This window comes from Streptomyces albiaxialis, assembly GCF_039530985.1.
GTDB classification, from domain to species: domain Bacteria; phylum Actinomycetota; class Actinomycetes; order Streptomycetales; family Streptomycetaceae; genus Streptomyces; species Streptomyces albiaxialis.
This window is the reverse complement of record NZ_BAAAPE010000048.1, coordinates 1-14,023: the sequence shown is the minus strand read 5'-3', so window position 1 is coordinate 14,023 and position 14,023 is coordinate 1. Positions and strand designations below refer to the sequence as shown.

General features: G+C 69.0%; 16 protein-coding genes and 2 pseudogenes. 5 read left to right on the top strand and 13 right to left on the bottom strand.

The features are described 5' to 3' along the window. The 3 genes and pseudogenes from ABD343_RS40930 to ABD343_RS40920 all read right to left on the bottom strand — a co-directional run. A pseudogene (locus tag ABD343_RS40930) lies at nt 1-640 on the bottom strand (hypothetical protein); the annotation flags it as partial. A 352-nt stretch (nt 641-992) separates the two neighbouring features. Next, the gene (locus ABD343_RS40925; protein ID WP_344535966.1) at nt 993-1,172 is read right to left on the bottom strand and encodes a hypothetical protein; all 180 of its coding nucleotides are present in this window, start codon (nt 1,170-1,172) and stop codon (nt 993-995) included. Between the two features lie 218 nt (nt 1,173-1,390). After that, a complete protein-coding gene (locus ABD343_RS40920) occupies nt 1,391-2,185 on the bottom strand; it encodes a hypothetical protein (RefSeq protein WP_344535964.1) in 795 nt (264 codons plus the stop codon). 357 nt (nt 2,186-2,542) lie between these two features. Between ABD343_RS40920 and ABD343_RS40915 the strand changes: the two genes are divergently transcribed. After that, entirely contained in the window at nt 2,543-3,022 is a 480-nt protein-coding gene (locus ABD343_RS40915; protein WP_344535963.1) for a hypothetical protein, read from the top strand. 198 nt (nt 3,023-3,220) lie between these two features. Here ABD343_RS40915 and ABD343_RS40910 read toward each other — a convergent pair whose 3' ends face one another. Both ABD343_RS40910 and ABD343_RS40905 read right to left on the bottom strand, forming a co-directional pair. Then, nucleotides 3,221-4,093, bottom strand: a complete 873-nt coding sequence (locus tag ABD343_RS40910; protein WP_344535962.1) for a recombinase family protein — start codon at nt 4,091-4,093, stop codon at nt 3,221-3,223. Between the two features lie 2 nt (nt 4,094-4,095). Continuing rightward, entirely contained in the window at nt 4,096-4,233 is a 138-nt protein-coding gene (locus ABD343_RS40905; RefSeq protein WP_344535961.1) for a hypothetical protein, read from the bottom strand. 310 nt (nt 4,234-4,543) lie between these two features. Here ABD343_RS40905 and ABD343_RS40900 point away from each other — a divergent pair, with 310 nt between their 5' ends. Beyond that, on the top strand, nt 4,544-4,828 hold the full coding sequence (locus tag ABD343_RS40900) for a hypothetical protein (protein WP_344535960.1): 285 nt from the start codon (nt 4,544-4,546) through the stop codon (nt 4,826-4,828). 67 nt (nt 4,829-4,895) lie between these two features. On the opposite strand, the gene ABD343_RS40895 is transcribed toward ABD343_RS40900, so the two are convergent. The 8 genes from ABD343_RS40895 to ABD343_RS40860 form a co-directional block, all read right to left on the bottom strand. Next, nucleotides 4,896-5,381 (bottom strand): hypothetical protein, encoded by a 486-nt coding sequence (locus ABD343_RS40895; RefSeq protein ID WP_344535959.1) that lies wholly within the window; start codon nt 5,379-5,381, stop codon nt 4,896-4,898. A 126-nt stretch (nt 5,382-5,507) separates the two neighbouring features. Next, a complete protein-coding gene (locus ABD343_RS40890; protein WP_344535958.1) occupies nt 5,508-5,870 on the bottom strand; it encodes a hypothetical protein in 363 nt (120 codons plus the stop codon). Between the two features lie 159 nt (nt 5,871-6,029). Further along, nucleotides 6,030-6,188, bottom strand: coding sequence for a hypothetical protein (locus ABD343_RS40885; protein ID WP_344535957.1), 159 nt, complete (start codon nt 6,186-6,188; stop codon nt 6,030-6,032). Nucleotides 6,189-6,286: 98 nt separating this feature from the next. Further along, nucleotides 6,287-6,976, bottom strand: coding sequence for a hypothetical protein (locus ABD343_RS40880; RefSeq protein WP_344535955.1), 690 nt, complete (start codon nt 6,974-6,976; stop codon nt 6,287-6,289). A gap of 506 nt (nt 6,977-7,482) precedes the next feature. Continuing rightward, nucleotides 7,483-7,905: a helix-turn-helix domain-containing protein gene (locus tag ABD343_RS40875; RefSeq protein WP_344535954.1), complete on the bottom strand. Its 423-nt coding sequence runs from the start codon at nt 7,903-7,905 to the stop codon at nt 7,483-7,485. Nucleotides 7,906-7,998: 93 nt separating this feature from the next. After that, a complete protein-coding gene (locus tag ABD343_RS40870) occupies nt 7,999-8,580 on the bottom strand; it encodes a P-loop NTPase family protein (RefSeq protein WP_344535953.1) in 582 nt (193 codons plus the stop codon). Nucleotides 8,581-8,951: 371 nt separating this feature from the next. Further along, on the bottom strand, nt 8,952-10,130 hold the full coding sequence (locus ABD343_RS40865) for a hypothetical protein (RefSeq protein WP_344535951.1): 1,179 nt from the start codon (nt 10,128-10,130) through the stop codon (nt 8,952-8,954). Between the two features lie 763 nt (nt 10,131-10,893). Then, complete coding sequence (locus tag ABD343_RS40860) at nt 10,894-11,229, bottom strand: hypothetical protein (protein WP_344535950.1); 336 nt, start codon at nt 11,227-11,229, stop codon at nt 10,894-10,896. Nucleotides 11,230-12,732: 1,503 nt separating this feature from the next. On the opposite strand from ABD343_RS40860, the pseudogene ABD343_RS40855 reads away from it, so the two are divergent. The 3 genes and pseudogenes from ABD343_RS40855 to ABD343_RS40845 form a co-directional block, all read left to right on the top strand. After that, a pseudogene (locus ABD343_RS40855) lies at nt 12,733-12,939 on the top strand (helix-turn-helix domain-containing protein); the annotation flags it as partial. Between the two features lie 15 nt (nt 12,940-12,954). Then, complete coding sequence (locus ABD343_RS40850; RefSeq protein WP_344535967.1) at nt 12,955-13,596, top strand: DUF5753 domain-containing protein; 642 nt, start codon at nt 12,955-12,957, stop codon at nt 13,594-13,596. Further along, on the top strand, nt 13,583-13,801 hold the full coding sequence (locus ABD343_RS40845; RefSeq protein ID WP_344535949.1) for a DUF397 domain-containing protein: 219 nt from the start codon (nt 13,583-13,585) through the stop codon (nt 13,799-13,801). The genes ABD343_RS40850 and ABD343_RS40845 overlap by 14 nt, the downstream gene beginning before the upstream one ends. Nucleotides 13,802-14,023 lie beyond the last annotated feature (222 nt).

Genomic DNA, 14,023 nt, shown 5'->3' with positions numbered 1-14,023 from the left:
TCTGCTCGCCGGTCCGTACGGGCGGGGCGGCCGTACGGGCGCGCTTCTGCGGCCACAGGGCGGGCGCGGCCGCCATGCCCTCCAGGGTCGACAGCAGAGCCTCGAACCGCTCGGCGGGCGCCCCCGCCTTCAACATGGCGATGGCCTCGCCGGGCGTACGGTCCGTCAGGTCGGCGCGGCCTCCGGCGCGGTGGAGCGCTCCGGGCGGCCGTACGACCCCCTGAAGCGGGTTCTGGAGGGGGTAGGGGTCCACGGTGGGGTAGAGCCTCGTCGCGGCCTCGGCGATACGGCGGACGACGGCGGGGGCGAGCCCGGCGGGGCAGGCGGTCCACAGGTGGACGCCTCCGCCCGGCCCGGAAGCCACGCGGACGGCGGCGATGCCGTGGCTGCGCAGCAGCTCGGCGAGCGCGGCGGCCTGCTCCTGCACGGCCGCCCGGCCGCCGCGTCCCACGTCCAGGTCCAACACGAGGAACCGGTACCGGTACTGGCCGCCCCAGCGGCGGCGACGGCACGCGAGGAACATCGCGACCGGGCCCGTCTCCTCGTCCACCTCGGCGACGGCGAGCAGCTTGCCGTACGCGTTCGGCCATTCGCCGCGCGCGTCGGCGACGGCGGCCCGGACGACCCGGCCCGGGGACAATTCCCGCAGAAAGCGGGACAAAACACTCGGTCGTGCAGCGACAGCATCCGCGTCAGAGTTCGCGTGTACACGCGAAGAATCGTCGGTCCGGCCCGACACGTCGGGGCCGGCCTCCGGCACAGGGGTGCCGTCGCCGTCGCGTCTTGCTACGATGGCGTTGCCTTTCAATACTCAGGGCACGAAAAACCCCGCCTCCGGCGGCTGCCGGACGGCTTGGGGATATGGACCGGGGAGACAACTCGGTCTGCGGGCGAGGAACCTCTTTTGTGGATTGGCCGTCCTGTGAGGAACCTCGATCGACCTACAGTCGTCCTTGCCAGCCGCCCCCACGCGAGTGGGGGCCTTATTTATGTCATCCGGCTATCTGCGCCTCCCTGGGGTGCCACCCTTCGGGGCGGCCGTCCTCGGTGGTCTTCAGGCGGTCCAGCGCGATCCGTACGAGTTCGGCGTGAGACAGCCCAGTCGCCCGGACCATCTGCTCGAACTTCGGGCGCAATTCGTCGCGCGGACCCATCGTGAGGGTGGCACGCACGGGCTTCTGAGGGTCGAACTGACCCGATCGCCCTTGCTGCTGCTGTCCACGTGACGCCATGCAAAGATCCAATCACACTCGCGTCGCTTGTGCCCACAAGTTCGGCGAGTGTCGGCGGATTTTTCTGAGGCGTCCTGAGAGCTGCGTCCGGTTTATGGCGGATCGTCAGGTGTCGGCGGGGCGGCGGGCGTTCGCCGCCGCCCCCTCCGGCGCCGCCGTTACTCGTCGTCCTGGTCGACGGCGGCGAACGGCTCCTTGCAGACTCCGCAGAGGATCGGGCCGCCCTCGAACACCGCCGGGGTGATCTGGAGGCGGCGGGGGTCGGGGCACTCGCACTCGACGCGGAAGCGCCGCCCCGCCCGGCCCTTGCCCTTCTTGGGCTTCTCCTCGTCCTGGTCGCCGTCCTCTTGGCCGTCCTCCTCCTCGCCGCTCTCCTCGCCGCCTTCGCTGGCGGTGGCCGGGGCGCCGAGGTAGGGCAGGCGGGCGGCGTCGATGTCCTCGATGACCTCGGCGTACTTCTTGGCTGTGTCGTCGGGCAGGGTGACGCCGGTCCAGCCGTGCACGCTGATCGGGCGCTGAGGGCCCGTGAGCCCGAGCTCTTCGGCGAGCTTCACGAAACGCTTGTTGTGGTAGCGGCCCGAGCTGCTGGTGTCCTTGATGCCACGCGCAGCCGCGAGGCTGTGAGCGGCCTCGTGCAGCATCGTCTGAAGGACGGAGCGGCCGCCGCGCGCAAACAGCTCGCCCGCGATGAACAGCTCGTCGGCGCGACGGCCCTCGTCACGCACGCTCCAGAACTTCGCGCCGAAGTGGCCCCACCTGGCGCCGCCGTGCTGCTGCACCGTGCCCGTGATCATGACGACGCGGGGCACATCGGGGTGACGGTCACGGATGGCGGTCCACGCCGATTCCAGGGCGGCGATGATCCGGCCGCCGTACTCGGACTGGCCCTCGGCCGTCGTGGGGCCGGTGGCTTGCTCGGGAATGGTGGCCGTCTCAGTGGTGGTCTCGGTCATCGCCGTTCTCCCTTGATGCGGTGGGTGATTGGGTCGCCGGTCCGGTCGCTGTTCCGTTCCGACATGACACACTTTACAGCACAGAAGGGGTGCGGCACCAGCCCAAACACCCACTTTGACCAGGGGATTTCCCCGAAATTCCGTACTTCCGACGGCCGTTGGCGGACGTGGCCCCGGCGCACGTCTCCCCTCGGGGTGGTGGGGGTCCCTCCGGACTGTCGGCGTTCAACGATCGGCGAGCACTCGGCGTGAGCGGAGACACAGCGGCCCGACGATACCGCGCTGAGGCGGGCCACTTCCGGGCACGATGCGCGCGTAACGCCCTCTGGCCCTCGGCGGCGCCGCTACGGTCAGCGCATGACGCAATCGACGTGGGGCCTTGGGGTGCTCCAGAGCGGCGACGGTGACCGGTGGGCTTCGGTAGTGATCGAACCGCCGGATGCGGGCCAGCATGCCGAGCTCGCGGTCCGGCTGAAGGCGGCCGGGCTCAAGCGGCTGTCGCTGCGGGAATGGAACGGCGGACTGTGGCCGCTGTCGCGGTGCTCCGTGACGGTGGACTCCGGGCACCTGGCGCAACTGCACACCGGTCGCTCGCGCGTGCTGTGCCAACCGCCGGCAGCCGTTACGCCGAGCTGGCAGACGGCGGCGGCAAGGGGCCGCGTCCTGGTGACGCTGGTCCAGGCCGGGACGCTCGATCAGGACGCAGACAGCGGCGTCGACCTGACGGAGGGTGGGGAAGCCTGGCGCGGCGTAGAGGACTCGGTGAGGGGCGGACTTCTCCTCGGCGCTCTGGTCGAGCTCCGCACGACGGCGGAACCCTACGGCCGTCGTTGGTGAACTGGGGCCGGTGACCGCCACTCGCGCGAGCCGAGCCCCGGTACTGTCCGGCGCGAACGGCGCGCGGCCGTGACGATGCCTCCCCGCGCCGGGCAGTGCCGGGGACAGCGGGGGTCTGGGGGGCGGCGAAGCCCCCCAGCACCCACGCCGCGCAACAACTCGCCCGTACGAACCGCACCGGTCGACCTGGGACCTTGGTCACTGTGACGCGCTCCTGCTGGTGGTGAGATCCGTCGCCGCCGCGAGGCTCGCCGCGCGGTCGTGGTCGTCCATGGCGCGGTACAGCGTCGACCGGCCGATGCCGATCCGTTCAGCGATCGACGGTACGGATTCGCCCTCGGCGCGGCGGGCGAGCGCGATAGCGAGCCGGTCGGCGTCGACGGCTCGCGGCCTTCCCCCGCGCTTGCCCTTGGCCGCCGCGGTGTCGAGCCCGTCCATGGTGCGGTCTCGGATGAAATCGCGCTCGATCTCGGCGAACGCGGCGAACATGACGAACAAGATCTTCCCGGGCCCCTGCGGGTCGTACATGCCCGCGAGGGGGCCGCTCAGGATCTCCAGCCGGTTCCCGCGCTGTTCAAGGTCCTGGGCCGAGACGATGAGCTCGATCATGTCGCGGCCGAGCCGGTCGAGCCTCGTCACAGTCAGGATGTCGTTCGCGCGGAGCGCGGCGAGCGCCTTCGGGTACTCCTCCCGCTCCTTGTGCCGGGTGCTGATCGTCTCGGGGTAGATCTCCACGCACCCGGCCTCGGTGAGTGCCGTGACCTGCCCCTCGACGTCTTGGGAGCGGCCGGAGACGCGGGCGTAACCGATGCGGTCTCCGGGGCGGGCGGGGGCCTGGTCGGGGAGTTCGGGCCCGGCGGCCCACGCAGTACCGGGGTTGCGGTCGGCCGGGATCCGGATCGGGGGCCCGGAGCGCAGTCCGGGCACGCCTTCATATCGGCCGGTGTGGTACCGCGTCGCCACGGTGCCCATGTGCGTGCGGCACGGCGACCCGGCCGGCGCCCGGCACCGCTTGCACTCCTTCCGCTCGACCAGATCGGCCCGCGCGGCTTCGTCCAGTTCGTCGGTCACGGTCACATCCCGTAGAAGCTCTCGACCCGCATGGCCAGTTGTTCGGCTAGGTCATCGGTATCGATCTCGTCCAGGTCCTCGACCTGCTCGACGTACGAGTCCAGGACTTCCCTGATCTTGTTCGTGAGCTCTTCGGCCACGCCTTCCATCTCGCCCCTCCATCGTGATCTCGGTCGCTGATCCGGCCCGGGTCCGCCAAGTGTCCCGAAAACCCGTCCCGATTCCTAGCGGGACCCCGGAGTTTCGGGACTGGTTTCGGGACTGGGTTCCGGGGCGTGTCGACCGGCGGCCGCCGCCGTCCCGAAACCGACCGTTTTTGGGACGGCTTAGCGTGCACACGCCAAGGCGAGCGACTGCGGCTTTCCCGGCCGGTTCCCCGTCAACCCGCAGCGAGTACGGCCGTCACCGACCGGTGCACGGACGACCTGGAGAGGGTCTACGGTGGCGGGTGTGAACGACCAGGGGAAAGGGACCGCGGTGGATGCGCCGCACGACGGCAGCACGGAGTACCGGCTGCGGAACGTCGAGAACGACACCTTCCGTACCGGCGAAGACCTCGCCGCCCTCAAACAGGACCTTGGCCACGTGAAGACCGAGACGTCCGGACTCGCCGCATGGCTGGAGCGGCACGAGCGCGTCAGCGACCAGCGCCATGACGCGCTGGTGGAGCGCTTCGACGCGCTGGACACCAAGGTGGACCGCATCTTGGCGCTGCTGGAGGACCGGACTCCGTAGGCGGGGCGCGGGTGCCGACTGAGCGCACCGGCCGGGGCTGCGGTTGCCCCGGCCGGTGCGCTGCGGGTTACTGCTGCCAGACGCTCGACGCGGCCGCGTCCTCCTCCGAGAAAGCTCCGTACGCCTCGTTGAGCGCGGCCTCCGCCTCGTCGTCGTCCTGGTGCTCCTCGGCGAGAGCGAGCACCATGTCCGCCAGGAACTCGCTCCAGTCGAGCGGGTCGGCGGCACCTGCCGGGATCATCGGCAGGAAGTCCGCGCGGGCCTCGGCGGCGAGCTCGGGCGCGTTGGCCGCGATGACGTCGACGCCGTGCATGCGGCTGGCGGCGTGCAGCGCGTCCGTCATGAGGTCGACGGCGGATCCGGGGATCGAGCGGGACGCGTCTGTCTCCTCGCGGTACTGCCGGATGAGCCACAGGCCCCGGCGGGCGCGGGCCGTCGGGTAGACGGTCCAGGTCCGTCCGCCCTTGTCGCGGGCGAGACGGAGCCAGCGGGCGAAGGTGCGGCGACCGCGCTCGGCGGCCTCGTCGGCGATGAGCTGGTCAGTGGTGATCATGTGCGTCTCCCTGCGTCGTGCGGGTGATTGGGTGCCGGTCCGGGTCGCTGTTCCCGTTCCGACATGACACATATTACAGCACACCGGGGTGTCGGCCAACTCTGCGCACGTCAGGGCGTGTTGCGGCTAGTCCTGCGGTTCGTCGGCGAGCTCGCGTGCCCGTGCGAGGGTGCGGATGGCGGTGCGCTCGCTCACGCCGTACTCCTCGCGGATGTCCCGGAGGGTGACCTTCTCGCGTTTGCCGAGCTGGGCGGCAGTGAGCCACTGGGCTACCGTCTCGGCGCGCTGCTCGGCGGGGCTACGGCGTACTGCCTTGGCGCGGCCGTCCTCGGCCTTCTTGCGGGCCTCGATCTCGCGGCGGGACCAGCGGGGGCCGGGCGAGAGGGTTCCCCGTGACGCGTAGCCGCGCACGGTGCCCGGTTCGACGCCCAGGATCCGGGCGGCCTCGATGTGGTCGAGCTCGTCGTCCGGGCGTGGCTGGGGCGTCATCGCGGGGTCTCCTCGGGGTAGGTCGGCCGGTGGTGCCGGCACATCGGGGCTGGGGCTAGACTGCTGGGGTCTCCCGCTTCGGCGGGTGATTGGGTAGGGCCGGTGGATCGCTGTCACCCCTCGGGGTGTTCACCACCGGCCCTCTTGCATGATCGCTGACTAGAACGGCGGCTCTTCGCCGTCCGGCTCGGTGCGGGGGCGTACGCCGTCCTCCGCGTCGGGCTCCCATTCGACGCGGCTGTAGACCACTCCGCCGACCACGTAGTCATCCCCGACGGCCTCGTCCAGCGTCATCGCCTGGTACTCGGCTTCGCTCATCCTGCGGGCCATGTCTCCCTCGTTCCGGTGTCGTCGTGCGTGCGGGGTGGGGCCGGGGCGGGCGGCGGCGCCCGCCCCGGCGTGCTCGGTGCTGGCGGTCAGCGGGAATCGTCCAGCCATGCGACGCCGTACGGCGTGCGCCGCCAGTGGCTCATGCACCCGTGCTTGGCCCTGGCCAGAGCCTCGGCGTCGTCCGCGCAGTCCTCGCCGGGCTCGTGCTTGCCCTCGGCGATGGCGCGGCGCACGGTGTCCAGCTCGCTCGTGCCAACCGCGATCACCTTGGTCTTCAGCCGGTCGTGTTCCCACTGGAGCTCTTCGCGCCACACGGCGGCGCTCTCGTGCTCGACCGGCGACCAGCCCACGTCAGTGAACGCGAGCCACGCGGGCACGCGGGCGGGGGAGAGGTAGGCCGTAGCGTCGTCGTCCTGGTCCTCCTCGACGGCGGGCGGCTGGTCCTGGTGCTCGTCGTACGCGCCGAGCTGGGCGGCGGTGCGGTCGACGGCGGCCACGATGAGGTGCGCGGCCGCGCGTACTGCTGCGATCTCCGTCGGGGTGGTGTCGTCCTCCGGGCCGTGGTTGACGTGCTGCTCGGCGACGGGGTACCCGGTGGCGCCGTAGATCGCCCACGTGGTCGACGTGGCGTCGGGCTCCATAGGGGAATCGGGGGCCGCGCTGTAGTTGATGATCCCGCCGTTGGCGTTGTACCGGATCTCTTCGACGTACCAGGGAAGCGGCGCCGCCTGGTCGGCGAGCTTCAGCAGTTCGGTGAGCTGGTCGGTGGTGGTCATGTCCTCGGTCTCCTCGGTGATTGGGGTGTGCGGGCCGGTCGCTGTCCCGGTTCCGACATGACACACTTTACAGCAACGGGAGGGTGTGACACCACCCCAAACACCCACTCTGAGCAGGGAGTTTCCCCGAAATCCCGCACCGTCCCTGACCGTTGGCGGGTGGCGGTGGGTGCGGCTTCGGCGCACGCTTCCCCTGGGGTGGTGGGGGTCCCTCCGGGCGGTCGGCGTTCACGGTGGGCCGCGCGCCGCCGGGGGCCGGAGCTTGCGTAGGTTCCCGGTGGTGTGTGGCATGGTGCGGAGCGTCGGCCGGTCGGAGGGACCCCCACCACCCCCTTCTTTGACCCCGGCCACGGACGGCCCGCCGCCCGGCAGTGGTGCCCCCTCCCCCTCTGGCGTGGTTGCGCCCCCCGGAGGGCCCCCGGAGGGAACACGCACCACACAGCCGCAGACGAAGAGCCCGGCGGAAGCACCCGCCGGGCTCTTAGCGTGCACACGCGAAACCGGGCTCAACTCCCGCTCCTGCCCGGGGGTCGGCCGCCTCCCTTGCCTTGTCCAGGCGGGTTGTCTCGGCGCTCTTCGACATCGCTGCGGGGCCAGACGCGGACGCTGTAGACGGTTCTGCCTGCTGACAGGTAGCCCTGAGTTGCGTACGCGCGAACGGTGCTTGCCGTGACGCCGAGAACGGCGGCGGCTTCTTCGTCGTTGAGGAGGTCGTCAGGGTGCTCGCCGGCAGGCAGGATGGGGAGGGGCTTGCCGCTGAGGTAGGCGCGGGCTTGGGCAAGGTCGTAGATCAGCGTGCGGCTGCGGAAGAGATTCGGCACGCGTCGACGGAAGGCGGGGGCGTCGCGGCGGCGCCAGGTGGCGAGGGGGGTGCCGGCTTGCCGGGCGATGTCGGGTTCGTTGATTACGGGGCGGTTGCGGGGGATCACGTCGGACGGTCCTTGAGTGGCTGTCGATCGCGGCGGGCCTTGTAGGCTGGTTGGTGCTTCCTTCCGCCGGCTTCTTGCCGGTCGGGATGTTGGTTAGGGGCCGGTGGTGTGCCGGGCTGCTCCTTGAGGGTGGCTCTCCATCGGCCCTTTCTTCAGTTCCGCTGTCCAGCGGTGGACTTGTCGCGGGCTGCGGAGTCTGACTACTTCAATTCCGAGATCTGCCGTCCTGGATACCTGTTGGGCATACCGGGGCCGGTTTTTGCGATACTTGCGGATGGCTGTACGCAACAGTGACCGGCGGGCAAAGAATGCCTTGCTCCAGGTGAGTCGCCTGGCCTGTGCGCTGTCTTCATGTCCGGTGAGCTGACGCAGACTGCGGCGGATGATTCGGTACATGATCAGGGTCAGCGGAAAATCGAGCCAGACGAGTATATCGGCGCGGTGCCAAACCACATCGGCGAGCTTGGAGAAGTTCCCTTCGACAATCCATTCGTCTCGCTGCGTGACCTCTCCCGCTTGACGGCGGAATTCTTCCAGCGGCAGCGGCCCGTCAGGGGTGAACAGGATTTCGTCAAGGTCTGTGTGAGGGTACTGGAGTTGCGATGACAGCCATTTCGCCAGGGTGGTTTTTCCTGTGGCGGGCGGGCCGAATACTGCGATCTTTTTCTTTTGCATGGTTTCCTTTCCATGCCCGGTTTCTCATGGGCAATCTTTGCAGCAGTTGCGGGCGTTCCTCAAACGGCGGGGGTTGGCCGCCGAAGGCGGCTCCTTAGCCCCGCAGGGGCGGCCCCGCGCCCGGAGGGCGCTTGAGGGGGCCGGCGCGCAGCGCCTGCCCGAAGGGCAGAAGGAGCCGCCCGTGGCCGAAGGCCACTTAGGGGGCGGCGTTTCCGCTGGTCCGCCCGGGCGCCCGAAGGGCGCTTGAGAGGGCGGACGCCAGCCGCTTGCGGCTGTCCTTTACCGCGCGGCATGGCCCGCACTGGGGCGGGCCATGCCGGTAGGGCGGCGGTGTGCCGGACCCGCTTGCGGGTCCGGCACACCGTTGGTGGCTACAGCCGGGGGAAGAACGCCCGTGCTGCCATCGGGTGATAGTGAAGCTTACGGAGGAAATCAGCCTGGAATGCGGTCCGGGCTGCGATCTCGTCGTTCCGCATGTCACCTACTCCCTTCTTCGTCTTCACGATCACTCCGTTCATGATGCTGATTCCCGCGCCCCCCAGATCAGAGAACACGTTCGTTCGGACGTGGAGATACACTTTTCCTTCCTGCTCCGCGATCGTTACCGCGTAGGCCAGATCGGCCAACGGGTATACGAATGCGGTCCGGGACCGCTTAACCGGCTCGGACAGCAGTTCCGGGCGCAGACCCCGAAGGTAGTGCACGAGCGCGGCCCTGGTCGCCGCCCTCAGCGGTACGTCGATCTCCTGCGGGTCGAACTCGCGGACCATGGGCCGCCGCCACATTCCCGCCGTGCCGGTGGTGCAGACGCGCAGGATCTCGTCATACATCTTCCGCAACTTGCGGTGAATGTAGACCAGATCGTCACGAAACTCCGGGCTGGTCAGACTTTCCCAACCCTGCGGCAACAAGAACTGCGCCGTAGCCGTGGCCGTGGGGGTGGAGAGGGCGGGAACGGGCTGGAGCACCCGCAACGCGTCACGGTCCACAATGTCCGCGCTCAACAGGGCGCCCAGTACGGTTGCTTCCTCCACGATCCGGCGGGAGCGGACGGCGGAGAGACCCCCCGCCCGTCCAGCTCTCGCCGCAACCTCCGCGTGTTCTTCGCGGGTCCGCCCCACGAGGTGAGCGTGAAACCGCTTCTCACCCTGGATGGACTCGCGATCCGTGGTGCTCGGGTCGTAGCTCCACGACACGACCGGGCCCAAGTCGTAGGCGCGGCAGTATTCAGCGAAGCACGCCGCGACCACTCCGAGAGCCTTCGCGAACTCGGGTGAGTGGTCGTGCAGTCCTGGCCGGGACGTGGCCCCGGCAGACATCAGCATGAGTTCATACAAGGCGTGCGGTGACCTCTTGTCGGTCAAGGCGTACGCCTCGTCGGGAGACATGTTGATGTGAGCATGGACATTGGTCCACCCGTAGACATCGCTCACTGTGTCCATGCGCTGAACCCCGTTCACGAATCCCGGGTAGCCCTTGGCCGGTAGTGAGTCCACTACCTGAAGGGCTTTGCGTCGGCTTTCCAGCGCCGACGGCAGCAACTGCCGCATTTTGGGGCTTCCTTCCCTCGATGTTGGTCGCCGGTCGGGGTGTGCCGCCCCTCCCGAACAGAACTAACTTTACAGCAATCCAGCTCACTCGTCTATGTAAAACGCCAGCTCAGGACAGGTTTTTCCAACCGAGCGGACAACCGGAGGGGGTGGCGGCAGCGGGCCACAGCAAAGGGAGGGGATGGCTGGCCCGGTGCGCGCAGCTTGCTGCGCAGGGTCAGACACCAGGCCGGTGAACGCGCCGAAGGCGCCCGGCCTGGCGTCCCGCGCTTGCGCGGGATGGTCTGGCGGTGAACGCGCCGAAGGCGCCCGCCAGACCACCCCGGAGGGCCGCCAGGCCCTCCGGGGCGTCCCCTCCCGACCTGTGGCCCGCTGCCGCCACCCCCGTCAAAGAGGTGGCCTGCGCCTTGGCCCTCGACGGCGGGGCAGTCAAAAGGCACTCCGCGGTGGCGCTCCCGGGGCGGGGGCACAGGGCCGCGCCCGGCCTCACCCCGCGCGGATCACGGTCCCGCGATTACCCAGATGATCTCTACTTGGTGCTCCGCCTCGTGCACCCGATACAGGAGGGTGATCCGGTCGCCCGTCGCGACCGTCGGCCGCGTGAACAGCCTCCGAATCTCAGCGCCCCTGATCGGCTCAGCGGCTCCTGCCCGGGGGTCCTCAGCGAGCGTGGCGAGCGCGTCGTGAACCGCACGGCGGGCGGGCGGGTCCAGGTCCGCAATCGTCTCTCCCAGCCGAGACGGCATGACTACTTGCCAACCGCTCACGCGGTGCGGCCCTGGGGAAAGGGCTGGAGCTCGGCACGGCCCGCGAGGGAGTCGGCAAGCGCGGCCGTGACTTCCGGCCTGCTGTACAGGGCCCAGATATGCCGGCCCTCGTCCATGACCTCTCGGATACGCCCTACCTGGTCGGTATCGAGCGCGGCCGTCACGGCCGCGTCAAGCTGAGCGTTGAATTCGGGGAGGTGGGCGGGGACGACGGCGCCGAGTGCGGCCCGGAGCTCTTGGACGGTCTGGGGACCCTCCTCGTCCTCGATCCGGTGCGGATCGGCGTAGCCCTGGCCCTGACCGGCCGGGGGCTCGACGGGTGCGGCGCTCATCCTGGTACCTCCCCTGACGCGCGGTGTGTACGGGGCCACGGTACTCCGGCGCGATGGTCCATAGGGAAGCCCCGGCACCACTGGCGGAGACCGTGGTACCGGGGCTTCACCGCGACCCTGCGGCGCTGGAGGGCTGTTCGGGCCGCATTGGGGGAGTGGGTCGCGGGTGGCTCGTACGTCGTCGTCGTACGAGCCGGCCGTCCCCCTCGGGGGTGGGGGACGACGTAGGAGGGATCAGGCGTCGCCGTTGTGGCCGCATTTGCAGGCATAGCGGCCGTTGAGTGCGGTGACGGTGGCGCCGCACCCGCCGCACATGGTGGTGGTCTCCATCATCGGCGCGCGCGGCGGTTGCGGTAGTCCTCTTGGCAGCGTTGGACGGTGGCGGGCTCCGTCGCCGTCTTGTCCTCCCGGGGCCGGGAGGGGGCTTTCTTCGGTGGCTGGGTAGCCTCGGGCATTACGTCCTCCTGGTAGGTGCAGTGAGGGGCGTAGGTCCCGGCCGGGTGTCCAGACCTGGCCGGGGCCGCTTACAGGTGGGCGCTGTCGCGGGTGCGCAGCGTCCAATGCGCTAGCTCGACCCACCGCGTACGGCAGGGCTCGCACATGTACATGGGGGGCCGGTCGATGCCGACCGGTACGGGGCCGACCCATTCGACTTCCCTGTGCTTCTCGCACCGCCAGCAGAGGCCGACCGCGCGGCCTGAGAGTGCGTCGACCTGGTGGGGCTCGGTTTGCACGAGTACGACGGCTAGGTCCATGGCGGGCGCGGTCACCGCGGTGGCGTCCGAGGTGAGCCCCAGGACGTGCGCGGCCAGTGGTGCCACGTCTGTCGGGAGAAGCGCACTTCGGGCTGCGTGCCCCACTCGTAGAAGGCCCTCGCTCATCCGCCTGCGGGCCTGGTGGAGTTGGTCACGGCATGCCGCTACGTACTCCGCCTGCCGCGCGCTCGATTGCTGATGGTTCATGGGGTCGTTCCGTTCGGGGCTGCGGCTGCGGTGCGGCTGCGCTTCTTCAGCGCTGCGATTGCCCGCCGGGCGTGGTCATTCAGCATCCGGTGGGACAGGAGGTGATCCGCGCAGGCCAGGCACGCATACGCGCCGCCTCCAGGGCCGCTCCCCTGCTCGATCACCTCGATGAGGGCGACATCGGCCGCCTGGCCCTGGTGCCAGGTGCACCATCCGGCGCTCACCGCTCGGGCTCCGGCTCGTCGGCGACGCACTCAAGGCCGGCGGCTGGGATCGGCTGGCTGACTCTGCCCCCGGGGTATTTCAAGATCACGGTGACCCTCTCTCATGAGGACGTTCAACTCGGCCGCCACATAGGCAAGATCACGGCTGGTGATCAGCCGCACGCCATGTGTAGCGACACCCGCAGTATGGCACTGCGCGTCTCATGATGGGAATCTCACGGCAAGATTCTCCAAGTCTCATTTGAGAAGGTTCCCCACGCTTGCCGAGAACGGCGCGATACCGCGAAACTGGCTCTGGATCTGGGCGAGGGGATGAAATGGCAGAGGTAGGACCGACGGCGCGTCGTCGCAAAGTGGGCGACGAGCTGCGACACATGAGACGCGAAGCAGGAATGAATCTTGAGGATACGGGGCGGGCGGCAGGGACCTCGCGAGCTACGGTCGGCCGATATGAGGGCAAGTCAGGCGCCGTTAAATGGGTGATCGTTGATGCCCTATGCCGCGCGTACCGGGTACCGGCCAAGGAGCGGAAGGCGGTCGTGGACCTGGCCAAGTCGGCGAATGTTCAGGGGTGGTGGGACAACTACGCGGACACCATTCCTCACCGGATCACGCCACTCCTCATGCTGGAGGACGAAGCGCGGGGCGAGTGGCATTGGGCCACAACGTACGTACCGGGGCTACTACAGACCCGGGAGTACGCGACCGCCGTGCATCGGGTGATCGAACCGGACGCGAGCGCGGACGAAATCGAACGCAAGGTAGACGTGCGCATGAAGCGGCAGGACGTTCTACGGCGGCCGTCTCCCCTGAGCCTTTCCGTCGTCCTTGACGAATCGGTGATCCGGCGCGAGGTCGGAGGAGCGAAGATCATGGGCGAGCAGTTGCGCCACCTGGTAGAGAGCGTCGGGCCGACGCTGGAGCTCCGAGTGTTGCCCTTCTCCTCCGGCGCTCATCCGGCCGACAGCCCTAGCTTCATGATCATTCGGGGACAAGAGGAAGGGTTGGACGTGGTGCACACGTCCAATCTGACCGGTGCCCTGTTCCTGGAGAAACCCGCGGAACTGGACCGTCATAGAGTGGTGTTCCGTCAACTTCAAGAACTGGCGCTCGACCCTTCCGCCTCGGCCGACCTCCTCGCTGAGGCTAGCGAGCGGTTCGCCACAGATGCCTGTACGTAGGAGCCTCCCTTTCATGATCACTACCGGCGAACTCCACTGGTTCAAGTCCAGCTACAGCGGGGGTTCAGCGAGCGATTGCGTAGAGGCTGCACAAGCCAGTGAGGGCATGTTCGTACGAGACTCGACCCGCCCGACTGGGCCCGTGCTGCGCTTCCAAGCTGATGCGTTCGCTCGCTTCGTTTCCGCAGTGAAGGCCAGCGTCTGAACCCTCGAAACTACGAAGGGCGGGTTCCCGATCGGGAACCCGCCCTTCGTCTGCGTTCTACCGCTTACGCTTCCTGCTCTTCTTGCTCCGCTTCACCGGGAGGCGCGGCGCCCCGCTCGGTTCCTGCGTTGTCACGTCGGCCGACTGAGCAACGGCCTGCGCTGTCGACTGTGCGGCCAAGAGTTCAGCGCGCACACGCTCCAACTCGGCACGCGCCTCCTC

Coding starts and splice junctions, on each gene's coding strand:
- ABD343_RS40920 (WP_344535964.1), bottom strand. CDS start 2,185: ATGACCGAGACCACCACTGAGACGGCCACCATTCCCGAGCAAGCCACC.
- ABD343_RS40915 (WP_344535963.1), top strand. CDS start 2,543: ATGACGCAATCGACGTGGGGCCTTGGGGTGCTCCAGAGCGGCGACGGT.
- ABD343_RS40895 (WP_344535959.1), bottom strand. CDS start 5,381: ATGATCACCACTGACCAGCTCATCGCCGACGAGGCCGCCGAGCGCGGT.
- ABD343_RS40890 (WP_344535958.1), bottom strand. CDS start 5,870: ATGACGCCCCAGCCACGCCCGGACGACGAGCTCGACCACATCGAGGCC.
- ABD343_RS40885 (WP_344535957.1), bottom strand. CDS start 6,188: ATGAGCGAAGCCGAGTACCAGGCGATGACGCTGGACGAGGCCGTCGGG.
- ABD343_RS40880 (WP_344535955.1), bottom strand. CDS start 6,976: ATGACCACCACCGACCAGCTCACCGAACTGCTGAAGCTCGCCGACCAG.
- ABD343_RS40870 (WP_344535953.1), bottom strand. CDS start 8,580: ATGCAAAAGAAAAAGATCGCAGTATTCGGCCCGCCCGCCACAGGAAAA.
- ABD343_RS40865 (WP_344535951.1), bottom strand. CDS start 10,130: ATGCGGCAGTTGCTGCCGTCGGCGCTGGAAAGCCGACGCAAAGCCCTT.
- ABD343_RS40860 (WP_344535950.1), bottom strand. CDS start 11,229: ATGAGCGCCGCACCCGTCGAGCCCCCGGCCGGTCAGGGCCAGGGCTAC.
- ABD343_RS40845 (WP_344535949.1), top strand. CDS start 13,583: ATGCCTGTACGTAGGAGCCTCCCTTTCATGATCACTACCGGCGAACTC.